Annotated in this window: 20 protein-coding genes; 4 read left to right on the forward strand and 16 right to left on the reverse strand. The window is 70.5% G+C overall.

Going from position 1 to position 24,667, the window contains the following annotated elements; genetic code table 11:
* Nucleotides 1–242 precede the first annotated feature (242 nt).
* From ACFW9O_RS15940 to rsmH, 16 genes are all read right to left on the reverse strand, one after another.
* A complete protein-coding gene (locus ACFW9O_RS15940) occupies nt 243–1,364 on the reverse strand; it encodes a DivIVA domain-containing protein (protein WP_384609661.1) in 1,122 nt (373 codons plus the stop codon).
* Nucleotides 1,365–1,413: 49 nt separating this feature from the next.
* Entirely contained in the window at nt 1,414–1,710 is a 297-nt protein-coding gene (locus ACFW9O_RS15945) for a YggT family protein (protein ID WP_329212022.1), read from the reverse strand.
* 89 nt (nt 1,711–1,799) lie between these two features.
* A complete protein-coding gene (locus tag ACFW9O_RS15950) occupies nt 1,800–2,411 on the reverse strand; it encodes a cell division protein SepF (protein ID WP_384609665.1) in 612 nt (203 codons plus the stop codon).
* Between the two features lie 127 nt (nt 2,412–2,538).
* On the reverse strand, nt 2,539–3,258 hold the full coding sequence (locus tag ACFW9O_RS15955) for a YggS family pyridoxal phosphate-dependent enzyme (protein ID WP_384609668.1): 720 nt from the start codon (nt 3,256–3,258) through the stop codon (nt 2,539–2,541).
* 6 nt (nt 3,259–3,264) lie between these two features.
* Entirely contained in the window at nt 3,265–3,996 is a 732-nt protein-coding gene (pgeF, locus tag ACFW9O_RS15960) for a peptidoglycan editing factor PgeF (protein WP_351176471.1), read from the reverse strand.
* Between the two features lie 17 nt (nt 3,997–4,013).
* Nucleotides 4,014–5,228, reverse strand: coding sequence for a cell division protein FtsZ (gene ftsZ / locus ACFW9O_RS15965; protein ID WP_351176468.1), 1,215 nt, complete (start codon nt 5,226–5,228; stop codon nt 4,014–4,016).
* A gap of 276 nt (nt 5,229–5,504) precedes the next feature.
* Nucleotides 5,505–6,299 carry a cell division protein FtsQ/DivIB gene (locus tag ACFW9O_RS15970; RefSeq protein WP_384609672.1) on the reverse strand — a complete coding sequence of 265 codons (795 nt, stop codon included), beginning with the start codon at nt 6,297–6,299 and terminating at the stop codon, nt 5,505–5,507.
* A 49-nt stretch (nt 6,300–6,348) separates the two neighbouring features.
* Nucleotides 6,349–7,443 (reverse strand): undecaprenyldiphospho-muramoylpentapeptide beta-N-acetylglucosaminyltransferase, encoded by a 1,095-nt coding sequence (murG, locus tag ACFW9O_RS15975; protein ID WP_351176462.1) that lies wholly within the window; start codon nt 7,441–7,443, stop codon nt 6,349–6,351.
* Between the two features lie 6 nt (nt 7,444–7,449).
* Complete coding sequence (gene ftsW, locus ACFW9O_RS15980) at nt 7,450–8,928, reverse strand: putative lipid II flippase FtsW (protein ID WP_384609675.1); 1,479 nt, start codon at nt 8,926–8,928, stop codon at nt 7,450–7,452.
* 115 nt (nt 8,929–9,043) lie between these two features.
* The gene (gene murD / locus ACFW9O_RS15985) at nt 9,044–10,477 is read right to left on the reverse strand and encodes a UDP-N-acetylmuramoyl-L-alanine--D-glutamate ligase (RefSeq protein WP_384609678.1); all 1,434 of its coding nucleotides are present in this window, start codon (nt 10,475–10,477) and stop codon (nt 9,044–9,046) included.
* Nucleotides 10,459–11,529, reverse strand: coding sequence for a phospho-N-acetylmuramoyl-pentapeptide-transferase (mraY, locus tag ACFW9O_RS15990; RefSeq protein ID WP_329212005.1), 1,071 nt, complete (start codon nt 11,527–11,529; stop codon nt 10,459–10,461). The genes murD and mraY overlap by 19 nt, the downstream gene beginning before the upstream one ends.
* A complete protein-coding gene (gene murF / locus ACFW9O_RS15995; RefSeq protein WP_351176453.1) occupies nt 11,526–12,947 on the reverse strand; it encodes a UDP-N-acetylmuramoyl-tripeptide--D-alanyl-D-alanine ligase in 1,422 nt (473 codons plus the stop codon). The genes mraY and murF overlap by 4 nt, the downstream gene beginning before the upstream one ends.
* A 4-nt stretch (nt 12,948–12,951) precedes the next feature.
* Nucleotides 12,952–14,514 (reverse strand): UDP-N-acetylmuramoyl-L-alanyl-D-glutamate--2,6-diaminopimelate ligase, encoded by a 1,563-nt coding sequence (locus ACFW9O_RS16000; RefSeq protein WP_384609682.1) that lies wholly within the window; start codon nt 14,512–14,514, stop codon nt 12,952–12,954.
* Between the two features lie 162 nt (nt 14,515–14,676).
* Nucleotides 14,677–16,680 carry a peptidoglycan D,D-transpeptidase FtsI family protein gene (locus ACFW9O_RS16005; RefSeq protein ID WP_384609685.1) on the reverse strand — a complete coding sequence of 668 codons (2,004 nt, stop codon included), beginning with the start codon at nt 16,678–16,680 and terminating at the stop codon, nt 14,677–14,679.
* 4 nt (nt 16,681–16,684) lie between these two features.
* Nucleotides 16,685–17,230: a cell division protein FtsL gene (locus ACFW9O_RS16010; RefSeq protein ID WP_384609688.1), complete on the reverse strand. Its 546-nt coding sequence runs from the start codon at nt 17,228–17,230 to the stop codon at nt 16,685–16,687.
* Nucleotides 17,231–17,279: 49 nt separating this feature from the next.
* A complete protein-coding gene (gene rsmH / locus ACFW9O_RS16015; RefSeq protein ID WP_384609691.1) occupies nt 17,280–18,245 on the reverse strand; it encodes a 16S rRNA (cytosine(1402)-N(4))-methyltransferase RsmH in 966 nt (321 codons plus the stop codon).
* Nucleotides 18,246–18,653: 408 nt separating this feature from the next.
* Between rsmH and ACFW9O_RS16020 the strand changes: the two genes are divergently transcribed.
* From ACFW9O_RS16020 to ACFW9O_RS16035, 4 genes are all read left to right on the forward strand, one after another.
* The gene (locus ACFW9O_RS16020; protein ID WP_384609693.1) at nt 18,654–19,217 is read left to right on the forward strand and encodes a beta-class carbonic anhydrase; all 564 of its coding nucleotides are present in this window, start codon (nt 18,654–18,656) and stop codon (nt 19,215–19,217) included.
* Between the two features lie 206 nt (nt 19,218–19,423).
* A complete protein-coding gene (locus ACFW9O_RS16025; protein ID WP_384609696.1) occupies nt 19,424–20,470 on the forward strand; it encodes an AAA family ATPase in 1,047 nt (348 codons plus the stop codon).
* The gene (locus tag ACFW9O_RS16030) at nt 20,470–21,843 is read left to right on the forward strand and encodes a DUF58 domain-containing protein (protein ID WP_384609699.1); all 1,374 of its coding nucleotides are present in this window, start codon (nt 20,470–20,472) and stop codon (nt 21,841–21,843) included. Before ACFW9O_RS16025 ends, ACFW9O_RS16030 begins: the two co-directional genes overlap by 1 nt.
* Nucleotides 21,840–24,260: a transglutaminaseTgpA domain-containing protein gene (locus tag ACFW9O_RS16035; RefSeq protein ID WP_384609702.1), complete on the forward strand. Its 2,421-nt coding sequence runs from the start codon at nt 21,840–21,842 to the stop codon at nt 24,258–24,260. The genes ACFW9O_RS16030 and ACFW9O_RS16035 overlap by 4 nt, the downstream gene beginning before the upstream one ends.
* Nucleotides 24,261–24,667: the final 407 nt, after the last annotated feature.

Consider the following 24,667-nt stretch of genomic DNA (forward strand, 5'->3'; position numbering starts at 1 on the left):
CCCTCCGGCCGGGCCCTTTCCTGTCCCCTTGCCCGCTCCTCGAGCCCCTCCGGCGATCGAGGAGCGGGGGTCCGGGGCCGAGCCCCCGGGTACGGGAAGGGGCGGGCAGGGGCGGGCAGGGGACAAGCCCCGCGCAGCGCCCGCACGCCCCGCGGCCACGACAAAGGGCCGGGCCCCGGGAAGAATCCCGGGGCCCGGCCCTCAGCCTGCCGACGGCTACGCGCTCAGCGAGCGCGTACCGCTCAGTTGTCGTCCTCGTCGATCAGGAACCCGCGCATCGGCGACGGTGCCTGCTGCATCGGCTGCGGCGCCTGCGGGCGGACCGGAGCCATCGGCTGCGTCATCGCGGGCGACATCTGCTGCTGGCCGCCGTACGAGGGGCCGCCCATGGACGGGTTGCCCATCTGCTGGTTGCCGTGCCCACCGTGGTTGCCGCCCATGGTGTGACCCATGGCACCGGCGCCGGCCGGGGCCAGCGAGGCCGACGGCGGAAGCGAAGCGGCTGCCGGGGTGCGCGGCGGAGCCAGCGAGTCGTCGGCCTGGGTCTCCAGCTGGCGCAGCTGGCTCTCCAGGTACGACTTCAGACGGGTCCGGTACTCGCGCTCGAAGCCGCGCAGGTCCTCGACCTTGCGCTCAAGCGTCGCGCGGGCCGACTCGAGGGAGCCCATGGCCACGCGGTGCTTCTCCTGCGCGTCCCGCTCCAGCGCGTCCGCCTTGGCACGTGCGTCCCGCTCCAGGCCCTCGGCGCGGCTGCGTGCCTCGCCGACGATCTTGTTGGCCTCGGAACGGGCCTCCGCGATCGCCTGGTCCGCGGTCTGCTGAGCAAGGGAGAGGACACGGGCGGCACTGTCGCCACCGGGGCCCTGCTGCTGCTGCATCTGCGGCGGCTGCATCTGCTGCATCTGCTGCATCTGCTGCTGCTGGGGGTGGCCACCCATGGGGCCGCCCATCGGGCCGCCCTGCATCGGGCCGGGGCCGTGCTGGCCCTGCGGACCGTGGCCACCCTGGGGGCCATGGCCACTGGGACCGGCAGGCAGCTGCGGAGCACCACCGGACAGCTGGGGGGGACCCATCTGCGGGGGCTGCTGCTGCACCGGCGGGCCAGATATGGCGGCGGGTACGGGGGAACCGGGGCGGTCCTGCTGCTCCGGCGGCTTGCGCATGCCCTGCTGCTGCTGGTTCTGCGCAGCGGCACGCGTGGCCGCGGCCAGCTTGGCGCGCAGGTCCTCGTTCTCACGGAGCAGACGAGTCAGTTCCGATTCGACCTCGTCGAGGAAGGCATCGACCTCGTCCTCGTCATAGCCTTCTCGGAGGCGGACGGTCGTGAACTGCTTGTTCCGCACGTCCTCGGGGGTCAGCGGCATCTCTTCTTCACCTCTACGTAGTCGTCGGCAGTCGGCAAGACCGTATCGTTCACACGCTGCTCGCAAGCTTGCCCACGATGCTGAGCAGGATGTAGACGATGATCATCAGAACGAAGAAGGACAGGTCAAGTGCCACGCCCCCGAGACGCAACGGTGGTATGAACCGCTTCAGAAGCTTCAGCGGTGGATCGGTGACAGTGTAAGTGCCCTCGAGAACGACCACCATCGCCTTGCCTGGGTGCCATGAACGTGCGAACTGGAAGACATAGTCCATGACCAGCCGGAAGATCAGCACGATGAGGAAACACATCAGCGCGATATAGACAACATCCAGTGCGACGCCCATGTCCCGCGCTTCCCTCTCCCCTGGCTTTCGTAGCTCCGGCCTCCCGGCCGGTCACCGGCCTGAAGGCCGGTTGATCCCTGTTCGTGTTCTCAGCTCTGGTTGAAGAACCCGCCCTCTGCGATGCGGGCCTTGTCCTCCGCCGTGACATCGACGTTAGCAGGCGACAACAGGAACACCTTCTGCGTCACCCTTTCAATGCTGCCATGGAGTCCGAAGACGAGGCCCGCGGCAAAGTCGACAAGTCGCTTCGCGTCCGTGTCGTCCATCTCCGTGAGGTTCATGATCACCGGAGTGCCCTCACGGAAGTGTTCCCCGATGGTACGGGCCTCGTTGTAGGTCCTGGGGTGCAGCGTGGTGATGCGGTAGGGCTCCCGCTCGGACACGACCTTGGGCATGATCACCGGTGCGTTCTTCTCCATGTTCGGGCGGTCAGGTGTGATGGATGCCACGGGGGCGATTCGGGCGGGTCGTCCGCTTTCCGCCTGGAGCTGAACCGGCTCGCGTTGCGCGGGCGGCTGTACCACTCGTACCGGTTCGTCCCGTTCCCGCTCCACCTGATGCGCGGGCTGGTGCCGCCGCCGGTCCCGCTCGGGCTCCGGTTCGGGTTCGAATTCGTCGTCGGGGTCGAACCCCGGACCGTCGTACCCATCGTCCTCCACGAGGCCGAGGTAGACCGCCATCTTGCGCATCGCGCCGGCCATGCTCCGAGTCCTCCGCTCTGTGGTGGATCGGCATTCGTGTCACCAAGTGCCCGAGATCCACTCCGGCCTGCCCGCTCAGAGCGGGAATGACCATATTTTCTGCTGTGGTCCGACTTGCTTCGCGACGTTACCCGAGCCGGGGTCGGACTCCGAGTACCGCCGTACCGACGCGTACATGTGTCGCTCCGGCCGCCACCGCGTCCTCGAGATCCGCACTCATCCCTGCAGAGACCATGTTCGCAGCCGGATGGTTCCCGCGCAGGCGGGATGAGAATTCCATCAGCCGGTCGAACGCGGCCCGCTGCCTGCCCGCGTACGGCCCGGCGAGCGGGGCGACGGTCATGAGACCTTCCAGCCGGAGCCCCGGTGCCGCGTCCACCGCGGCGGCCAACTCCTCGATCGCGTCGGGGGCCACACCGCCCCGGTCACCGCGTTCGCCGCTCTCCGCGTCCAGGGCGACCTGGATGAGGCAGCCGAGCTCTCGGTCGCCCTTCACCGCCGCCGCCGACAGGGCGCCGACCAGTTTGACCCGGTCCACCGACTGCACCACATCGGCATAACCGGCCACGGAACGAACCTTGTTCGTCTGCAACTGCCCGACAAAGTGCCATGTGAGCGACAGATCCGCACAAGCGGCAGCTTTCGGCGCCGCGTCCTGATCACGGTTCTCGGCGACCTGTCGCACACCGAGTTCGTGCAGGATCCGCACATCGCTCGCGGGGTAGGTCTTCGTGACCACGATCAGGGTCACTTCCTCCCGCTTGCGGCCTGCAGCGGCACAGGCGGAAACAATGCGTTCCTCCACCTGTGCCAGGTTTGCCGCGAGTTGAGACCTGCGATCCTTCATGTCCTATCAGTCCAACCAGACATATCCGGCGAGCCGCCCGGTGGTGCGGTCGCGGCGGTAGGAGAAGTGGTCGCCGGATTCCAGGGTGCAGTGCGGCGAACTGTGGCGGTCGCTCACGCCGAGGGCGTCGAGCTGGGCGTGGACTCCCGCGGTGACGTCCACCGCCGGCGTCCCCCAGCCGGTCTCCGACCAGGAGGCGGGAACGGCCTGCGCGACCTCGGCGCGCATCTGAGCCGGGACCTCGTAGCACCGCCCGCAGACGGCCGGGCCGGTGCGGGCGACGATCCGGGACGGTTCGGCGCCGAGAGCGGCCATCGCCTCGACGGCGGCGGGCACGACGCCCGCGACCAGACCGGGCCTGCCCGCATGGACCGCGGCGATGACACCGGCGGCCGGATCGGCGAGCAGTACGGGGGTGCAGTCGGCGGTGAGCACCGCGAGCGGAAGCCCGCGCCGCGCGGTCACCACCGCGTCCACCGCCGGAATTTCGCCGGCGTCGCCCCAGGGCCCGTCGACGACGGCCACCTCGCGGCCGTGGACCTGGTTCATCCAGACGACCTGCGCCGGGTCCAGACCGAGGGAACGGGCGGCGCGTTCGCGGTTCGCGACGACGGCGGCGGGGTCGTCGCCGACCGCACCGCCGAGGTTGAGCTCCTCGTACGGAGCGGCGCTCACTCCGCCCCACCTGTCGGTGAAGGCGAAGTGGGCGCCGCCCGTCGAAGACACCGCGGTCTTCACCGCGTGGTGCGGACCTATCACTTCAGGAAGTCCGGTACATCCAGCTCTTCGGCCTGGGTGTCCTGGTACGGACGGGCCGTCGGTACGTGCGGCGGGGAGACCGGCGGCAGGGAGCTCTCGTTCGCCACCGGTACCGGCTCGACCGGTGCCTGGGTCTCCTCGCGCGAGGGAACCGAGCCCAGTCCGCCCGTCTGGCGCACCGGTTCGGTGGCCCTGGCCGGCGGCGCCGACTCCTCACGCTTTCCGGCACCCGCTCCGAGGACCGTCTCGCGACGGGTCGGCGGCTGTCCGCCGTCGAAGCCCGCGGCGATCACGGTGACCCGCACCTCGTCGCCCAGCGCGTCGTCGATGACCGCACCGAAGATGATGTTGGCCTCCGGGTGGGCCGCCTCGCTCACCAGCTGCGCGGCCTCGTTGATCTCGAAGAGACCGAGGTCGCTGCCGCCGGAGATGGAGAGCAGGACACCGCGCGCGCCGTCGATGGAGGCCTCGAGGAGCGGCGAGGAGATCGCCATCTCCGCGGCGGCCACCGCGCGGTCGTCGCCGCGTGCCGATCCGATACCCATGAGTGCCGACCCGGCCTCGGACATGACCGACTTGACGTCGGCGAAGTCGAGGTTGATCAGACCCGGGGTGGTGATGAGGTCGGTGATGCCCTGGACGCCCGAGAGCAGCACCTGGTCGGCCGACTTGAACGCGTCGAGCACGCTGACCTGGCGGTCCGAGATGGACAGCAGTCGGTCGTTGGGAATGACGATGAGGGTGTCGACCTCTTCGCGGAGCTCGGCGATGCCGTCCTCCGCCTGGTTCGCGCGCCGCCGGCCCTCGAACGTGAACGGGCGGGTGACCACACCGATCGTCAGGGCGCCCAGCGAGCGGGCGATGTTGGCCACGACGGGTGCGCCGCCGGTGCCGGTGCCGCCGCCTTCTCCGGCGGTGACGAAGACCATGTCAGCCCCCTTGAGGACCTCCTCGATCTCCTCACGGTGGTCCTCTGCCGCCTTACGACCGACTGCCGGGTTCGCCCCGGCGCCGAGGCCACGGGTGAGTTCACGGCCGACGTCGAGCTTGACGTCGGCGTCGCTCATCAACAGTGCTTGCGCATCGGTGTTGATCGCGATGAACTCGACGCCCTTGAGACCGACCTCGATCATTCGGTTGATGGCATTGACACCACCGCCGCCGACACCGATGACCTTGATGACTGCGAGGTAGTTCTGCGGTGCTGCCACGTCGAAGGCCTCTCGCCTCGAGTTACGTGTCGTCGCTTCGCGGTAGTCCCGCCGCGACGACGGATGCCGATTGGGACGGTCCGAACGCCGACCCAAACCCTAACGTTGAAGTTTAGGGTTACCAGTGTGTCTGCTTCATGGACTCTTCCGAACAGGACACTAAGTCGACAAGTGGCGCACGTTCAACGAACACGCCGAACCTCCCGTTTTTCTTTTCACCCTATGTGATCACCCGTAGCGATGACCAACCAGGGTGCTGGCCAGGCCAAATGTGCGTCAACTCTTCGATGCGGCCGGTGCGGTGGGTGCACTCACGTCGAAGTGCCCCGCTTTGGGCGCCGCTTTCATGAGCGCGGTGAGGACCCGCGCCTTCACGGGCCCTTCTTCGCCGCTGCCCCACATCACCGTGCGCCCCCGGGTCAGTTCCAGGACGACGGAGTCGTACGACGAGATCCGTACGGCCTTCGTCTCCCCGGCCAGATGCGCCGGCAGGCCGCCCGCGACCCGGACCGCCTCCCGCAACAGACGGTCACTGCCGAAGCGGCGCAGGCTCGGCGACCGGTCGGATTCCAGTTCCAGCAGGGGCACATGTCGCGGCGCTTCGTCCACAGTTGCGAAGCGCACGCCTTTCGCGTCCACTTCAATGAACTTTGCGCCCTTTTCCACCAACAGAACCGGCTTCCGTTCGGTCACTTTAAGTCCGATGCCGTGTGGCCATGACCGTACGACATCCACCGAGTCGATACGAGGCAACTTCTGGCGCAACCTGTCCGCCATGGCGTCGGTGTCCACGGAAATCAGCGGAGCGCCGACCGGGGCAGCCGCGGCGGCTTCCACCTCGGCCCGCGTCAGGACGTCCGTACCGGTGGTCGTCACCTGTTCCAGGCGCAGCCAGGACGAGCCGTAGAGCACCCAGATTCCGCCTGCCGCGATCAGCGCCGCGACAACCGCGGCCAGGACCAGTCGCGTACGGCCGGTCAGCCGCCGCCCCTCGGGGCGGATGTGCGGCGGGCGGGCCGGAGTGTCGGCACGCTTGGCTGCGCCGCGCTGGGCGGTCGTCGGTCCGGCCACGCTCGCTCCTTCACCGGACCCGGGGCACACGCCCCGGGTCCGCACCGCCTCACGCCTTGCGGCGTGCGGCAATCGCCTCGTACACCATGCCGACGAGCAGGTCGTCGGCGTCCCTTCGCCCGAACTCCGCGGCGGCACGGGACATCTCGTACAACCGGTGCGGATCCGACAGCACCGGAAGGACGTTGCCCTGCACCCACTCCGGGGTGAGCAGCGCGTCGTCCACCAGGAGGCCGCCGCCCGCGTTGACCACCGGCTGGGCGTTGAGCCGCTGTTCGCCGTTGCCGATCGGCAGCGGTACGTAGGCGGCGGGCAGCCCGACGGCGGAGAGTTCGGCGACGGTCATCGCGCCCGCGCGGCAGAGCATCATGTCGGCCGCGGCGTACGCGAGGTCCATCCGGTCCACGTACGGTACCGGGATGTAGGGCGGCATCCCGGGCATGTTGTCGATGCGCGGCAATTCGTTCTTCGGGCCGACCACATGCAGGATCTGGATTCCGGACCGCTGGAGCAGCGGCGCGACCCGCTGGACCACCTCGTTGAGGTGGCGCGCGCCCTGCGAGCCGCCGGAGACCAGCAGCGTCGGCAGGTTGGGGTCGAGGCCGAAGGCCGCACGCGCCTCGGGGCGGACCCGGGCGCGGTCGAGGGTGGCGATGGTGCGCCGCAGCGGGATGCCGATGTAGCGGGCACCACGCAGCTTGCTGTCGGGGGTGGAGACGGCGACCCCGTGCGCGTAGCGCGAACCGATCTTGTTGGCCAGGCCCGGCCGGGCATTGGCCTCGTGGACGACGATCGGCACCCCTGCCCGCTTGGCGGCGAGGTAGCCGGGCAGGGCGACGTAGCCGCCGAAGCCGACCACGCAGTCCGCCTTGGTGCGTTCCAGGATCTGCTCGGCCGCCTTGATGGTGCCGCGCAGCCGCCCCGGGACGGTGATCAGCTCAGGCGTGGGCTTGCGCGGCAGCGGCACGGCAGGGATCAGTGCCAGCTCGTACCCCCGCTCGGGTACGAGCCTGGTCTCGAGTCCGCGTTCCGTGCCGAGGGCAGTGATTCCCACGGTCGGGTCCTGCCTGCGCAGGGCGTCTGCGAGGGCAAGCGCGGGCTCGATGTGGCCGGCGGTCCCCCCACCGGCGAGTACGACATGCACCGAAATTCACCGCTCTCCGGACGGACGCTTCGTGACGCGCCGTCTCATCGTCTTCCATCTCACCCCGGGCCTCCGCATGGCCAGGGCCGCTTTCGCGGCGGGTTCCTCTCGCGCGAACGCGATCAGCAACCCGACAGCGAACATGGTCGGCAGCAGGGCCGAACCTCCGTAGGAGAACAGCGGCAGCGGGACACCGGCGATCGGCAACAGGCCGAGCACCGCACCGATGTTGATCACGGCCTGCGCCGTGATCCAGGTGGTCACGCCTCCCGCTGCGTACCTCACGAAGGGGTCCTCCGTGTGTCCGGCCACGCGGATACCCGCATAGCCTAGGGCCGCGAACAGGGCGAGCACCGACAGCGTCCCCGCCAGACCCAGTTCCTCCCCGGTGATGGCGAAGATGAAGTCCGTGTGCGGTTCGGGGAGTTGGCCCCATTTTTCCACACTCGCACCCAGCCCGGAACCGAACCATCCGCCGGAGGCCAGGGCATAGATTCCGTGCACCGCCTGCCAGCAGGAGTCGCCGGGACCCGGCTCGGAGGCACCGATGCAGCCGAGCCGTGACATCCGGTTGGGGCTGGTCTTGATCAGGACGAAGCCGATGAGCCCGGCGAAGGCGAGCACCCCGGCGAAGAGCCGGGTCGGAGCACCTGCCAGCCAGAGCAGGCCGAACAGGATCGCGGTGAGAATGATCGCAGTTCCCATGTCGCCGCCGAGCATGATCAGCCCGAGCAGCATGAAGGCGACGGGGACGAGCGGCACCAGCATGTGCTTCCACTGCGTCAGGAGCCGTTTGTCCTGTTTGCGGGCGATCAGGTCGGCGCCCCACAGAACGAGGGCGAGTTTGCCGAACTCACTGGGCTGGAGCTGGAAGGGACCGCCCAGGTAGAGCCAGTTCTGGTTGCCGTTGACCGACATCCCTATCCCCGGAACCTGCACGAGCACCATCAGGAAGACGGATCCCATGAGGAGCGGGTAGGCCAGGGCCCTGTGCAGTTTGACGGGCATCCTGGAGGCCATCAGCAGCAGCCCGGCCCCGATGACGGCGGCGAGGAACTGCTTCCGGAAGAAGTACGTACCGGGTTTGGCGAGCTCGAGCGCCTTGATCATGGAGGCGGAATAGACCATGACGAGCCCGAGGACCGTGATCAGCAGGCTGGAGCCGAGGATCAGGTAGTACGCGGTCAGGGGGCGGTCCCAGGCCCTCCGCGCCTGCTCGTACATCCGCCGCACGGCGGCGAAGCGGGGCGGCCGGGACCCCGTGCCCGATCCGGTGCCGCCGCCGCGGGGCACGGCGGGCCGCCGGGAGCCGACAGCCGGCCGGCTGCGCAGCGCGAGTCCGGGGGGCTGCGCGAGTCCGGAGGGCAGCCCGGGGCCACCGACGGCCGGCTGGGCGATCAGGGGCGGGCCGAACGCCCGGCTGATGGCGGCGGTCACCCGGGAGCGGTCCGCTCCGCGCGGGGCTGGGCTCTCGTGGGCCGGCATTGTCGCTGTCCCCTCCACTGCTCGTGCCCGGGGCTGTCGCCGGGGCGCCGGGGCCTGCGGCGGTGCCGCTCGTGCCCCGGGACTCCGGGACGGTACGACGCGGAGGCCGGTCCTGTCAGGCGCTCTCGGCGACGAGTCGGCGGACCGCGTCCGCGAACGCCTCGCCCCGCTTGTTGTAGTTGACGAACATGTCCATCGAGGCGCAGGCCGGTGCCAGCAGTACGGTGTCGCCCGGCCGGGCGAGACGTGCCGCTTCCCGGACCGCTTCGGACATCGCCCCAGTGTCGGTCCGCTCGAGGTCGACGACCGGTACCTCGGGGGCGTGTCGCGCCAGGGCTTCGCGGATCAGCGCCCGGTCGGCGCCCATCAGTACGACGCCCCTCAGGCGCTTGGCGGCCCCGGTCACCAACTCGTCGAAGGTGGCGCCCTTGGCGAGGCCGCCGGCGATCCAGACGATCGGGTCGTAGGCGGCGAGTGAGGCCTCCGCGGCGTGGGTGTTGGTCGCCTTGGAGTCGTCGATGTAGGCGACCTCGTCGACGTCCGCGATGTGCTCGATGCGGTGGGCGTCGGGGCGGAAGGCCCGCAGGCCGTCGCGTACGGCGGCCGGCTCCACGCCGAAGGCGCGGGCGAGGGCCGCGGCGGCCAGGGCGTTGGCGATGTTGTGCGGGGCCGGCGGGTTGACGTCGGAGACCTCGGCGAGCTCCTGCGCCTGCTTCTGGCGGTTCGCCACGAAGGCCCGGTCGACGAGGATGCCGTCCACCACGCCGAGCTGCGAGGGACCCGGCGTTCCGAGGGTGAAGCCGATCGCCCGGCAGCCCTCCTCCACGTCGGCCTCGCGCACGAGGTCCTCGGTGGCGCCGTCCTGTGCGTTGTAGACGCAGGCGACGGTGTTGCCCTCGTAGATCCGGCCCTTGTCGGCGGCGTAGCCGGACATGGAGCCGTGCCAGTCGAGGTGGTCCGGGGCCAGGTTGAGCACGGCCGCGGAGTGGGCGCGCAGGGAGGGCGACCAGTGGAGCTGGTAGCTGGAGAGTTCGACGGCGAGCACGTCGTACGTCTCCTCGCCGAGGACCGCGTCCAGGAGCGAGACGCCGATGTTGCCGACCGCGGCGGTACGCAGCCCGGCCGCCTCCAGGATCGAGGCGAGCATCCGCACGGTCGTGGTCTTGCCGTTGGTTCCGGTGACCGCGAGCCAGGGTGCGGCGTCGGGCCCCCGCAGCCGCCAGGCGAGTTCGACGTCGCCCCAGACGGGGACGTCCGCCTCGGCGGCTGCCAGGAAGAGCGGCTTGTCGGGCTTCCAGCCGGGGGCCGTGACGATGAGCTCGGTGGACTCGGGCAGGGTGGCCCCGTCGCCGAGGCGCACGGTGATGCCGAGCGCCTCCAGTTCCGCGGCCTGGGCGCGGGAGCGCTCGTCGTCGCCGTCGTTGACGACGGTGACCAGCGCCCCGCGCTCGTGCAGGGCGCGGGCGGCGGGGATACCGCTGACGCCCAGTCCTGCGACGGTGACGTGCTTGCCCTGCCAGTCCGCGTTGCTCACTTCTTGGCTGCCCATCCTGCGTAGAAGAGGCCGAGTCCGACGATCACGCACATGCCCTGGATGATCCAGAAGCGGACCACGACAAGGACTTCGGACCACCCCTTGAGTTCGAAGTGGTGCTGGAGCGGTGCCATCCGGAAGACCCGCTTGCCGGTCATCTTGAACGAGCCGACCTGGATGACCACGGACATCGTGATCATCACGAAGAGGCCGCCGAGGATGGCGAGCAGGAACTCGGTGCGGGAGCAGATCGCGAGGCCCGCGAGCGCGCCGCCGAGGGCGAGCGAACCGGTGTCGCCCATGAAGATCTTCGCGGGCGAGGTGTTCCACCACAGGAAGCCGAAGCAGGCGCCCATGAGTGCCGAGGCGACGACCGCGAGGTCGAGTGGGTCGCGTACCTCGAAGCACGCTTCTGGGTTGGTCAGGGTGTTCGCGTTGGCGCAGGACTCCTGGAACTGCCACAGCCCGATGAAGGTGTAGGCGCCGAAGACCATCACCGAGGCGCCGGTGGCCAGGCCGTCGAGGCCGTCCGTCAGGTTCACGCCGTTGGACATGGCGAGAATCATGAACAGCGCCCAGACACAGAACAGCACCGGTCCGATGGACCAGCCGAAGTCCTCGACGAACGAGAGCTTGGTGGATGCCGGGGTGTTGCCGCGGATGTCGGCGAACTGCAGGGAGAGCACCGCGAAGGAGATGCCGACGATCAGCTGGCCGGCCATCTTCGCCTTGGCCCGCAGACCCAGCGATCGCTGCTTGACGATCTTGATGTAGTCGTCGAGGAAGCCGACGAGGCCCATCCCCGCCATCAGGAACAGGACGAGGACGCCGGAGAAGCGCATCTCCTCGCCGGTGATCACCTTCGCCAGGACGTACGCGATGATCGTCGCCAGGATGAAGGCGATACCACCCATGGTGGGCGTGCCCTGTTTACTGCCGTGGGACCGCGGGCCGTCGTCCCGGATGAACTGCCCGTAGCCCTTGCGGGCCAGGAGCTTGATCAGCAGCGGAGTGCCGACCAGGGTCAGGAAGAGCCCTATGGCCCCTGCGAAGAGGATCTGCCTCATCGGACGGCGACCTCGCCCTCGGTCGCGTTCTCCAGCAGTGCCAGGGCGACCTTCTCCAGGCCGACCGACCGGGACGCCTTCACCAGCACGACGTCTCCCGGGCGCAGTTCACTGCGCAACAGGTCGACGGCCGCCTGTGCGTCGGACACGTGCACCGACTCCTCACCCCACGAACCCTCGTTATATGCGCCCAGTTGCAGCCAGGAGGCTTCTCTTCCTCCGACAGCGACGAGCTTGCTGACGTTGAGCCGGACGGCAAGCCGTCCGACAGCGTCGTGCTCGGCGAGCGACGCCTCGCCGAGCTCGGCCATCTGACCGAGCACCGCCCACGTACGTCCCCCTCCTGCCCGTGAGGCTCTGCCCATGGCAGCCAGCGCACGCAGTGCGGCTCTCATGGATTCGGGGTTCGCGTTGTAGGCGTCATTGACGACCGTCACACCGTCCGGACGCTCGGTGACCTCCATGCGCCAGCGGGAGAGGGTGCCCGCCCCGGAGAGCGCCTCGGCGATCTCAGTCACGGACATGCCCAACTCATGGGCGACGGCGGCCGCGGCGAGCGCGTTCGACACGTGGTGCTCACCGTACAGGCGCAAGGTCACGTCGCTGCACCCGGTGGGTGTGTGGAGCGCGAAAGCGGGGCGGCCGTCGTCCGTGAGCCGGACGTTCTCTCCCCGTACGTCCGCATCCGGGGCCTCTCCGAAGAGGATCACCCGCGCTTTTGTACGGGCGGACATGGCCCGCACGAGCGGATCGTCGGCGTTGAGCACGGCGACTCCGTCCTCGGGGAGGACCTCCACGAGCTCGCCCTTGGCCTGGGCGATCGCCTCCCGGCTGCCGAACTCGCCGAGGTGGGCGGTTCCCACGTTGAGGACCAGGCCGATCCTCGGCGGGGTGAGGCCGGCGAGGTAACGGATGTGGCCGATCCCGCGGGCGCCCATCTCCACGACGAGGTGGCGGGTCTCGGCGGTGGAGCGCAGCGCGGTGAGCGGCAGTCCGATCTCGTTGTTGAACGAGCCGAGGGTCCAGACCGTGGGTGCCTTGTGCTCGAGGAGCTGGGCGATCAGGTCCTTGGTGGAGGTCTTTCCGGCCGAGCCGGTGAGCGCCACGACGGTCGTCCCGAGGCGCTCGACGACCGCGCGGGCGAGCGTGCCGAGCGCCGAGACGACGTCGTCGACGACGATCGCCGGGACACCGACGGGGCGGGCGGCGAGCACGGCTGCGGCGCCCGCTTCGACGGCGCGCTGCGCGTAGTCGTGCCCGTCGACCCGCTCGCCGGCGAACGCGGCGAACAGGGAGCCCTCCTCCACCTCTCGGGAGTCGATGACGACGGGGCCGGTGACGGTGAGGGTCCGGTCCGGTATGTCGTGCGGCTGCCCGCCGACGATTTCGGCGATCTCGGCGAGTGAAAGGGCGATCACTTGGTCATCCCTGACTGTTGTTCTCGTGGGTGTGTGCGGCGCCCGCGCGTCCCATGGAGCGCTCGATGGCCTCGCGCAGGACCTGGCGGTCGTCGAAGGGGCGTACCACTCCGTGGATGTCCTGTCCCTGCTCGTGTCCCTTTCCGGCCACCAGTACGGTGTCGCCGGGTTCGGCGCGGGCCACCGCCGCGGCGATGGCGGCGGCGCGGTCCGCGTCGACGAGGACGTCGCCGCGTTCGTGGACGGGCACCTCGGCGGCGCCCGAGAGCATCGCGGCGAGGATGGCCAGAGGGTCCTCGGAGCGCGGGTTGTCGGAGGTCAGCACGGCGGTGTCGGCGAGCCGGGCCGCCGCGGCACCCATCGGGCCGCGCTTCGTCGTGTCACGGTCGCCGCCGCAGCCGAGCACGATGTGCACCCTGCCCTCGGTGACCTTCTGCAGGGAGCGCAGGACGGATTCGACGGCGTCGGTCTTGTGCGCGTAGTCGACGACCGCGAGGTACGGCTGTCCGGCGTCGACGCGTTCCAGCCGCCCCGGGACACCGGGGACCGCCGCGACACCGTCGGCGGCGATCTGCGGGTCGACGCCCGCGACGGCCAGGGTGACGATCGCGGCGAGGGAGTTGGCTACGTTGAACGGGCCGGGCAGCGGGGCTTTCGCGGTGATCTGCTCACCCTTGGGGCCGATCACGGTGAAGGTGCTGCTCTGCGGACCGACTTCGACGTCCTTGGCACGCCAGTCCGCGTCCGGGTGGCCCTCGGCCGAGAAGGTGACGACGGGGACGGTCGCCTCCGTGACCAGCCTGCGGCCGTACTCGTCGTCGAAGTTGACCACGCCGAGCTTGCTGCGCTGCGGAGTGAACAGCCCCGCCTTGGCCTGGAAGTAGTCCTCCATCCCGGAGTGGAACTCCATGTGCTCCGGGCTGAGGTTGTTGAACACGGCCACGTCGAAGACGCAGCCGTCGACCCGCCCGAGCACCAGGGCGTGGCTGGAGACCTCCATGGCGACCGCGTCGACACCGCGTTCGCGCATGACGGCGAACAGCGCCTGGAGATCGGTGGCTTCCGGGGTGGTGCGCTCCGACTTGATGCGCTCGTCGCCGATCCGCATCTCGACCGTGCCGATGAGGCCCGTACTGCGTCCGGCGCCGCGCAGACCCCCCTCGACCAGGTAGGCCGTGGTGGTCTTGCCGGATGTTCCGGTGATGCCGATCTGGAGGAGACCGACGCCGGGCCGGCCGTAGATCTCGGCGGCGATGTCGCCCATCCGGCCGCGCGGGTCCTCGGTCACCAGGACGGGGATGCCGGTGGCGGTGGCGCGCTCGGCACCTGCCGGGTCGGTGAGGATCGCGGCCGCGCCGAGGCCTGCGGCCTGGGCGGCGAAGTCGGCGCCGTGGAAGCGGGCGCCGGGCAGGGCCGCGTACACGTCCCCGGGGCGCACGGCCCGCGAGTCGTGGGTGATACCGGTGACCTCACCGGAGTCCTGCGGTCCTGCGCCGAGCCGGGCTGCCAGCTCTCCGAGGGAAGTCGGCCGGAGCCGGTCCGGTCGGGGCGCTCCCGGATAGTTCACAGGCGCGTCCTTCTGAGTGGTTTGGAACTGATCGGCGTGGGGCACGGCGGTGAGCGTACCGGGCGGACCCGGCCTCTCGCGAAGCGAGGGCCCGGGTTTGCGGTACTTCTCGTTCCGGTTCGGGGGATCCGGGATGGTCGTCGTCACTGAGGAGATTCCGAGTCACTCGCCGGGCTTGAAGGACACCGGCAGCCTGGCGGGACCGCTGCCGGACGGTGCGGTCTGGAGCGTCTTCAGCGCGAACTCCATGACTTTCTTGTAGATCGGGCCGCAGATCTGGCCGCCGAAGTAGCTGCCCTTGGTGGGGTTCTGGATGGCGCAGTAGACGGTGATCTGCGGGTCGTCGGCGGGGGCGAAGCCCGCGAAGGACGCCGTGTAGCCCTTGTAGATGCCACGCACGGGATCCACACGGTTGGCCGTACCGGTCTTGCCCGCGACCCGATAGCCCGGGATGTGGGCCTTCGACCCGGTTCCTTCCCGGTCGTCGACCACGGACTCGAGCATGTTCGCCAGGGTCTTCGCCGTCTTCTCGCTGACCACCCGGGTCCGTTCGGGCGCGGTTCCCGCGGTGTAGCGGCCGTCCGCGCCCTTGGTCCCGCGGACGAGGGTCGGTTCGATCCTGACCCCTCCGTTGGCGATGGCCTGGTACACCGACGCCGCCTGCATGGCGTTGAGCGAGAGGCCCTGGCCGAACGGGATCGTGTACTGCTGCGAGGTGGACCAGTCCTGCGGTTTGGCGAGGATGCCGGGCGACTCGCCCGGGTAGTCCAGCCCCGTGGTGCTGCCGATGCCGAATTTGCGCAGGTACGAGTGGAGGACCTTGTTGGCCTCGGTCTGCGTCCTGCCGAGCTGTCCGGTGGCCAGGATCGTGCCGATGTTGCTCGACTTGGCGAGTACGCCGTTGAGCGTGAGGTACCAGGTGGGGTGGTCGATGTCGTCCCTGAACAGCCGGTCCCCCCGGTGCAGGCGGTTGGGGACGGTGACGTGGGTACCGGGCGTCGCGGCGCCCTCCTCCAGTACCGCGGCCATGGACATGACCTTGCTGGTGGAGCCGGGCTCGTACACGTCCTGGAGCGCCGCGTTCCCGAGGGCCGCCGAGTTGACCTGCGAGAGGTCGTTCGGGTCGTAGCCGGGGGCGTTGGCCATGGCCAGCACCTCGCCGGTCCGCGTGTTCTGGACGATCACGTAGCCGCGGTCGGCCTTGGACTTCTTCACCTGGTCGGCGATGGCCCGCTGGGCGGCCCACTGGATGTCGCGGTCGATCGTCAGCTCGATGTCGGTGCCCGCGACGGCCGGGATCTCCTTGGTACCCGCGGTCGGTACGGGCCGGCCGCCGGCCTGGGCGTACCGGATCTTGCCGTTCTCGCCTTCGAGCCGGTCGTTCAGCTGGGCTTCCAGTCCGCCGCCGCCCTTGCCCTCGGCGTTGACGAATCCCAGTATCCCGGCGGCGAGATCGCCGTTCGGGTAGACCCGCCTGGTGGTGGGCTCCTGGAGGACTCCGGCGAGTACGTTCGCTCCCGTGCCGCCGTCGGCCCTGTCCTTCGCCGCCTTCTCGGCGAACACGGACTTGAGGTCCTTGATCTGCTTCCAGACCTGGGGGGTCTGCCTGCGGGCCAGCACGGTGTAGCGGCTCTTCGGGGCCGAGAGCTTCTTCGTCAGCTCCGCGACGTCCTTGCCGAGGACCGGGGCGAGCAGGGCCGCCGCCTGCTGCGGCGCGTCGGGGGCCTTGCTGTCCTCGGGGGTGAACAACTTGGGATCGGCCGTGATGTCGTGCGCGTCGACGCTGGTCGCCAGGGCGATGCCACTGCGGTCGGTGATCTCACCGCGCTCGGCGGCGATCGTGTACTCGAGATAGCGGTTCTTCTCCGCCTTGGCCGAGTACGTGCCGGCGTCGACCGCCTGCACCTGGAGCAGCCGGACGACGAACGCCAGCATGACGAGCGTCAGGCAGAGGCTGATCAGGCGCAGCCGTGGGCGCGGGCTGCCCAGACGGATGGACTGCGGGGAGCCGCCGCGCGACGCCGTTCCCCGCGGGCGCCGCGACGGCGGACGCGGGCGCCCGGCCCCGGGACGGGCGGAGGGCCGGGGGCGGCCGCTTCCGCCTGCCGCGTTACGGGGGCGCGCGGGGCCGGGCACACGGCGGCGCGGCGGTTCCTTGGACGGCACTGCGTCACCTGCCGGAGCTCGTCGGGGGCAAAGTCGTGGGAGTCGCGGACGGCGCCGGGGTGGCCGCGGAGCCGGAGGCGGACGGGGGTACGGACCCCGACGGCGAGGCGGTCGCCCGGGGCCGGCCGGCGCTGCCCGACGGGCTCGCGTCCGGTTTCGGGACCGAGGCGGGGGACGGCGCAGCGGTGACGCGCTCGGGAACGCCGCGGATGGTGCCGTCCGGGTTCAGGAACGCGGGGCTGCCGCCGGGCACCATCCCGAGTTCCCGGGCGCGCCGTTCGAGCGCGTCCGGCTCCGAGTAGCTGTCGACGTCGCGCTGCAGGGCCTGCTGCTCGTCGGTGAGATCGGTGGTCTCCCGCTTCAGCTTGCTCAGCCTGAACGATCCTTCGTTGAGCGCCGAGTTCAGCAGGAGCAGCGAGATCAGGCCACCGGTGAGGAGCAGCACGACCAGCAGAACGAAGGGGGTACGGGCCGCCTTGCTCGGGCCCGACGGCATCAGCCGGGCGAGCCTTCCCACCCGCCCCTTCAACTGCTCGGCCGCCTTGGTCACCTCGGTTCCCCCGCCTTCCCCGGTGTCTCCTCGGTCCTGTGGTGCTCCCTCATCGCTCCTCCGCGCGGATCCGCTGGGCGCCGCGCAACCGGGCGGGGGCGGCCCGCCGGTTCTCGGCGACCTCCTCCTCGGTGGGCAGCTCCGCGCCGCGGGTCAGCAGCTTCAGCCGGGGCTGGTAGCGCTCGGGTACGACGGGCAGACCGGGCGGCGCCGTGTTGGCCGCGCCGGCCGCGAAGACCTGCTTGACCAGCCGGTCCTCCAGCGAGTGGTACGAGAGGACGGCGATGCGGCCGTCCACCGCGAGGCTCCCCACAGCGGCCGGAACGGCTCGCTCCAGGACGGTGAGCTCCCCGTTGACCTCGATGCGCAGTGCCTGGAAGGTGCGCTTGGCCGGATTGCCTCCGGTGCGCTTGGCGGCCTGGGGCAGCGAGTCGCGGATGAGCTCCACGAGGCGGGCGCTGTTGGTGAAGGGTTCCTTCTCGCGTTCGCGTACGACGGCGGAGACGATCCGCTTGGCCTGCTTCTCCTCCCCGTACGCGCGGAGGATCCGTACGAGCTCGCCCGGCGCGTAGGTGTTGAGCACCTCTGCCGCGCCGATGCCCGTCGTCTGGTCCATGCGCATGTCGAGCGGGGCGTCCTGGGCGTAGGCGAACCCTCGGTCCGCCTCGTCCAGTTGCATGGAGGAGACGCCGAGGTCGAACAGCACGCCCTGGACCTTGGGAACGCCGAGCCGGTCGAGCACCTCGGGCAGCTCGTCGTAGACGGCGTGGACCAGCGTGGCCCGGTCGCCGTACGGGGCGAGGCGCTCGCCGGAGAGCCGCAGCGCCTCCTTGTCGCGGTCCAGCGCGATCAGCCGGACCGCCGGGAAGGCGGCGAGCAGGGCCTCGCTGTGCCCGCCGAGCCCGAGGGTGCAGTCCACGACCACCGGTGGCTGCGGTCCTGCCACCTCCAGAGCCGGGGCCAACAGGTCCAGGCACCGCTGGAGCATCACCGGGACATGTCGGGTCTGGCTCAATGCGCCCTCTCAGGCTCAGTCCCGTGTGGCCGCACGTGCGGTCTGGTCCCCGCCCGCTCGGAAGGGGAGGTCCGCCGGCGCCGGGGAAGGGGCGTCGGCCGACCGGCGAGCGGGAGAGGGCCGGGCCGCATGTACGCCGCACATCACGGGGAATTCGAAACGTGCTGAAATATGCAGAATGTGCAGGCGTGTCGGTAACTTCGCGTCACTTTAGTCCACCCTGCCATTCGATCGATTCACGATCAACGAACCGGACAGCGCGTCGCACCGCCCTCTGCGGACCCGGGACTCACCCGTGCGGGTGCAGGACCGTGAGGTCTGTGGATTACCTCACAACAAGCCTCGTTGACGTTCTTTGTCCCCTTCCACAGCACGCCGACGGCGACCGTGACAGCTAACGTCGTATCCATGTCGACTTCCGCGCAGTCTTCCGCCGATCCCATCGCTTCCACGACAGGGACGGCCCGTTCGGGCGGTACGGTCACCGACCGGCTGGTCGAAGCGAACACCCGTTATGCGGACCAGTTCAGCGACCCCGGCATGGACGCGCGACCGGTGCTCCACGTCGCCGTCGTCGCCTGCATGGACGCCCGCCTCGACCTCCACAAGGCGCTCGGCCTGGAGCTCGGCGACTGCCACACCATCCGCAACGCGGGCGGTGTGGTCACGGACGACGTCATCCGGTCGCTGACCATCAGCCAGCGGGCGCTCGGCACCCGCAGCGTCATACTGATCCACCACACGAACTGCGGCCTCGAGTCGCTCACCGAGGACTTCCGGCAGGAGCTGGAGCTCGAGGTCGGGCAGCGGCCGGTCTGGGCGGTGGAGGCCTACAAGGACGCGGACCAGGACGTACGGCAGTCGATGCAGCGCGTGCGCACCTCGCCGTTCCTCCTGCACACGGACGACATCCGGGGGTTCGTCTTCGACGTGACGACCGGTCTGCTCCGCGAGATTCTTCCCGCCTCCTGACCCTCCGGCCCCGGCTCACCCATCGACATACGGGCCACACCCGACATATCGCGCCCACTTATCCACAGGCGAGTGACACGAAGCGGTAACGGCAACAAGAATGCGGGTGTGACACCTCTCCGGGTCTTCCGGGGAGTGTCCGTATTTCGGGGCGGGCCGGGCAGCTTTGCGTGCCGGCCCGTGCACAAGGGGCCGAGGAGGGCCGGGTGACGACCTATGACGATCGAGCGAGCCTCACAGATCTGACCACCACAGTGGAGCAGGTGCGCAGGTCGGTGGAGAGTGTGATCGAGGGCAAGCCTGAGGTCGTACGGCTTTCGCTGACCGTATTGCTCGCGGAGGGGCACCTCCTCATCGAGGATGTGCCCGGGGTCGGCAAGACGATGCTGGCCAAGGCGCTGGCGCGGTCCATCGACTGCTCGGTGCGGCGTATCCAGTTCACGCCCGACCTGCTGCCCTCGGACATCACCGGCGTGTCGATCTTCGATCAGCAGCGACGGGACTTCGAGTTCAAGCCGGGCGCGATCTTCGCCCAGATCGTGATCGGCGACGAGATCAACCGGGCGTCGCCGAAGACCCAGTCCGCGCTGCTGGAGTCGATGGAGGAACGCCAGGTCACGATCGACGGCCAGACCTACGAACTGCCCAACCCGTTCATGGTGGTGGCCACCCAGAACCCGGTGGAGATGGAAGGCACCTATCCGCTGCCGGAGGCGCAGCGCGACCGGTTCATGGCCCGGGTGTCGATCGGCTACCCCAGCCCGGAGGCCGAGCTCCAGATGCTGGACGTGCACGGCGGGGTCTCACCGCTGGACGACCTGCAGCCGGTGGCGCACGCCCACGACATCGTGAAGCTGATCGACGCGGTGCGCGCGGTCCACGTGGCCGATTCCGTGCGCCGGTACGCGGTGGACCTCGTCGGGGCCACCCGTCAGCACCCGGATCTCAGACTCGGGGCCTCGCCCCGCGCCACCCTGCACCTCCTGCGTGCGGCGAAGGCCTCCGCGGCCCTCAGCGGTCGGGAGTACGCCCTGCCGGACGACGTCCAGGCCCTCGCGGTCGCCGTGCTCGCCCACCGACTGCTGCCCACGGCTCAGGCACAGCTCAACCGGCGCACGGCGGAGCAGGTCGTGCTGGAGATCCTTCAGCGCATCCCCGTGCCGACGTCCGGTGCGGTCGCGGCCACCCCGGGGGCGCCGCAGCACCAGCCCGGCCGCCCGGTCTACGGCCAGCCCGGCGCACGGCGGCTGTGATGGCGGCCGGGGTTCCCGGTCCCGTGGACGACGGCGACGACAAGGGCAGCCTGCGTGCGGCTCTGAACGGTCTGACGACACGGGGGCGGTCCTTCCTGGCCGCCGGTGTCGCCGCAGCGGTCTGCGCCTATGTGCTGGGTCAGGGGGACCTGCTGCGGGTCGGGCTGCTGCTGGCGGTGCTGCCCCTGGTCTGCGTGACCGTGCTCTGCCGCACCCACTACCGGGTCGCGGGAAGCCGGCGGCTGGCGCCGTCCCGGGTGCCCACGGGCTCGGAGGCCCGGGTCCACCTGCGGATGGACAATCTGTCGCGGCTGCCCACGGGCCTGCTGATGCTCCAGGACCAGGTGCCGTACGTGCTGGGTCCCCGGCCCCGGTTCGTACTCGACCGGGTGGAGGCGGGCGGCAAGCGTGAGGTGTCCTACCGGGTCAGGTCCGATCTGCGCGGACGCTACCCGCTCGGTCCGCTGCAGTTGCGGCTCAGCGACCCGTTCGGGATGTGCGAGCTGACCCGTTCCTTCAGCGCGTACGACACCCTCGTCGTCATACCGCGCACCGAGGTCCTGCCGACGCTGCGGCTGGCGGGCGAGGCCTCCGGGTACGGCGACGGGCGGCAGCGTTCACTGGCGCTGGCCGGTGAGGACGACATCATTCCCCGCGGCTACCGGCACGGGGACGATCTGCGGCGGGTGCACTGGCGCTCCACCGCGCGTTACGGCGAGCTGATGGTGCGCCGCGAGGAGCAGCCGCAGCGGGCCAGGTGCACCGTTCTGCTGGACACCCGTCGGATCGCGTTCCGGGGAGCGGGTCCGAACTCCGCCTTCGAGTGGGCGGTGTCGGCGGCTGCCTCCTCTCTGGTGCACATGCTGGAGCGCGGCTTCGCCGTGCGTCTGCTGACGGACGACGGCAGTTCCGTGCCGGGCGAGGGCTCCGACGGATTCGCCGGGGCGACCCAGGGGTCCGCGGACTCGGCGGGGCTGATGATGGACACCCTCGCGATCGTCGACCACTCCGACGGGGGCGGTCTGTCCCGCGCCTACGACGTGCTGCGTGGGGGCAACGAGGGTCTGCTGCTGGCGTTCTTCGGTGATCTGGACGAGGAGCAGACGGCGTTGGCTGCCCGTATGCGGCAACGCAGCGGCGCCGCTGTGGCGTTCGTGCTGGACAGTTCGGAATGGTTGCGGGACGGGGACGAGGTGTCTCCCGCGCCGGCCGACGACCGCTTGCGGTTGCTGCGCGAGGCGGGCTGGACCGCGGTGGCGGTGCCGGCCGGGGCCGAGTTCTCCCGGCTGTGGCAGCAGGCGGGCCGGCAGGATTCCGCTCCTCACCCGGCAGCGGCCGGCGGAACGACAGGGTTCTCTGGGGGATGGTCATGAGCAGTCGTACGCGGCTGACGCTGTGCGCCTTTGTGGCGACGCTGATGGCGGCGGGGGCTCTGCTGCCGCTGGTCGAGACGGCGAAGTGGCTCCTTCAGGCCGCCCTCCTGCTGGGGATCCAGAGCGGTGTGGGTGCGCTCGCCCGCCGGGTGCCGCTCGCACGGGTTCTGACGGTCTCCGCGCAGTTGCTGGTCACTCTGCTGCTGCTGACGATGGCGTTCGCCTCGGAGCAGGCGCTGTTCGGTCTGCTGCCCGGGCCGGAGGCCGTGCAGCGGCTGGCGGACCTGCTGACGGCGGGCGCCGACGACGTCGGCCGGTACGCCATTCCCGCTCCGGCGTCCGACGGCATCCGGCTGATGCTGATCGGCGGCGTGCTGCTGATCGGGCTCGCCGTGGATGCTCTCGCGGTGACCTTCCGTACCGCGGCGCCTGCCGGGCTGCCTCTGCTGGCGCTCTACTCGGTCGCGGCGGGGCTCAGTGACGGAGGAGCGGGCTGGCTCTGGTTCCTGCTCGCCGCGTGCGGCTATCTGTTCCTGCTGCTGGCCGAGGGCCGTGACCGGCTGTCCCAGTGGGGGCGGGTCTTCAGTGGTACGACCCGCTCGTCGGGCGGTCTGGCGGCCGGGCTGGAAGGGCCTTCGGGCCCTCTTGCGCCGGTCCGCACGGGGCGTCGCATCGGTGCGGTGGCGCTGGGCATCGCCCTGGTGGTGCCTGCGGCGCTGCCCGCCCTGGACGGCGGGCTGCTGGGCGGCACGGGCGGCGGTACGGGCAAGGGCACCGGCGGGGGCACGATCTCCGCGGTCAACCCGCTGGTGTCGCTGCAGAACAACCTGAACCAGCCGGAGAACCGGCAGGTGATGTCGTACCGCACCAACTCGGCGAACCCCGAAGACTTTTATCTGCGCATCCAGGCCCTGGATCAGTTCAACGGGAGTGAGTGGCGGCCTTCGACCCGCCGTCTGAAGGATGTGCCCGACCGGTTGCCGCAGCCGGCCGGGCTGGGCTCCGACGTCGCCGTCACGGAGATCCGGACGAACATCTCCGCTGCGGGCTCGTACCAGCAGACGTATCTGCCGCTCCCTTATCCGGCGAGCGAGGTGGACATCAACGGTCGCTGGCGGTTCGAACCGGAGGGACGCACCCTCGTCGGGGACGACGGCCAGACGACGCGCGGCGTCCGCTACGAGGTGAGCAGTCTGCTCGTTCAGCCGACGGCCGACCAGCTCGCCGGGGCGCTGGCTCCGCGTTCGGAGCTGGCGCGTGAGTACACCCGGGTTCCCGGCTCGCTGCCCGACGTGGTCCTGAAGACCGCCGAACGGGTGACGAAGGGGGCGGCCAACGAATACGAACAGGCCGTCAAGCTCCAGGACTGGTTCGCATCGGGGGGCGGTTTCCGTTACGACACGACGGTGACGTCGGGGACCGGCACGGCGGCGATCGAGCGGTTCCTCAAGGACAAGGAAGGCTTCTGCGTCCACTTCTCGTTCACGATGGCCGCGATGGCCAGGACGCTGGGCATTCCGGCCCGGGTCGCGGTGGGCTTCACACCCGGCACGGTCCAGGCGGACGGTTCCGTGTCGGTCGGGCTGCGTGATGCGCACGCCTGGCCGGAGCTTTATTTCGAAGGGGTGGGCTGGACCCGCTTCGAGCCGACCCCGTCCCGGGGCACCACCCCCTCGTACACCCGGCAGGACGTTTCCCCGGACGACACGAACGATCCGGCGCTGCCCTCCGCGGGTGCCTCCTCGGCGCCCACGGCCGCTCCGTCCGCCTCGGAATCGTGCCCGGCACAGATGCGCCGCCAGGGTGAGTGCGGTGCGTCGGCGGCCCCCGGTGCGCTGGACTCGGCCGATCCGGGGACGCCCACGGGAACCGTGGTGCTGGGGGTGCTGGGTGCCCTTCTGGTGCTCGTGATCCCGTTCCTGCCGATGCTCTGGCGACTTCGGGCCCGTGCACGGCGGCTGGGTTCCTCCGGTGGCCGTACGCCCGCGGACGCCACGGCCAGAGTCATGGCCGCGTGGCGGGAGCTCACGGACACGGCCTGGGACCACGGCATCGAACCCGACGAGTCGCAGACGCCGCGCAAGGCCGCGGCACGCCTCGTACGGCTGGGGAAGCTCACCGGCACGGCGGCGGCCGCGGCCCACCGGGTGGCGGGGGCGGTGGAGCAGGTGCTGTACGCGCCCGAGCCCCTGGAACCGGCCGGTTCGGCCGAGGACGTCCTGGCCGTACTGGCGGGGCTGCGGGGCTCGGCCGGCCGCCTGGGACGGCTGCGCGCGACGGTCGCGCCACGTTCGGCCGTTCGGGTGATCTGGACGATTTCGGAACGCCGCGCGGCGTTCCGCCTGCGGTGGATGGACCTCCCGGGTCGCGAGGGCTGGTCCGCCCGCCTGCGCCGCCCGTCCCGCCAGCAGGGCTGACCGCCGGGGCCCAGGCGAGGACCGGCGAGGACCGGCGGGGCGCCCCGGGCAACGACCGGCCGCCCGGGACCGGGCGACGAACGGTGCCTGGGCCCGGGCGACGACCGGCGCCCGGGGCCGGGCGGGGTCAGGCGGCGACCGGATGGGCGCCCCAGAGCAAGGCAGCCCAAGTCCAGGACCGGCCGGGAGCCGGGCCCAGGACCGGCCGGGGCCAGGACTCAGGACCGGCGGGAGCCGGGGGCGGCAGCCCGGGCGGCCGGTGGCGGCGCACATGACGAGTGAGGGGGGGGGGGCGGGGTGGGGGCCGCCCCGGCGCACAACAGCGGGGGGTCGGGCCGAGCCGCCGCCCCACCCCGTCCGCCCCCCCACGGGTGAGCAGCAGGGGCCGGCGCGGGCCGGGGGCCCCG

Source organism: Streptomyces sp. NPDC059499 (assembly GCF_042749285.1).
In the GTDB taxonomy this organism is placed as follows: Bacteria; Actinomycetota; Actinomycetes; order Streptomycetales; family Streptomycetaceae; genus Streptomyces.

Excerpts from the sequence above, each read along its gene's own strand:
- ACFW9O_RS15940 (WP_384609661.1), bottom strand. The coding sequence starts at position 1,364 with ATGCCGCTGACCCCCGAGGACGTGCGGAACAAGCAGTTCACGACCGTC.
- ACFW9O_RS15945 (WP_329212022.1), bottom strand. The coding sequence starts at position 1,710 with ATGGGCGTCGCACTGGATGTTGTCTATATCGCGCTGATGTGTTTCCTC.
- ACFW9O_RS15950 (WP_384609665.1), bottom strand. The coding sequence starts at position 2,411 with ATGGCCGGCGCGATGCGCAAGATGGCGGTCTACCTCGGCCTCGTGGAG.
- ACFW9O_RS15955 (WP_384609668.1), bottom strand. The coding sequence starts at position 3,258 with ATGAAGGATCGCAGGTCTCAACTCGCGGCAAACCTGGCACAGGTGGAG.
- ftsW (WP_384609675.1), bottom strand. The coding sequence starts at position 8,928 with ATGCCGGCCCACGAGAGCCCAGCCCCGCGCGGAGCGGACCGCTCCCGG.
- murD (WP_384609678.1), bottom strand. The coding sequence starts at position 10,477 with ATGGGCAGCCAAGAAGTGAGCAACGCGGACTGGCAGGGCAAGCACGTC.
- mraY (WP_329212005.1), bottom strand. The coding sequence starts at position 11,529 with ATGAGGCAGATCCTCTTCGCAGGGGCCATAGGGCTCTTCCTGACCCTG.
- ACFW9O_RS16020 (WP_384609693.1), top strand. The coding sequence starts at position 18,654 with ATGTCGACTTCCGCGCAGTCTTCCGCCGATCCCATCGCTTCCACGACA.
- ACFW9O_RS16030 (WP_384609699.1), top strand. The coding sequence starts at position 20,470 with ATGGCGGCCGGGGTTCCCGGTCCCGTGGACGACGGCGACGACAAGGGC.
- ACFW9O_RS16035 (WP_384609702.1), top strand. The coding sequence starts at position 21,840 with ATGAGCAGTCGTACGCGGCTGACGCTGTGCGCCTTTGTGGCGACGCTG.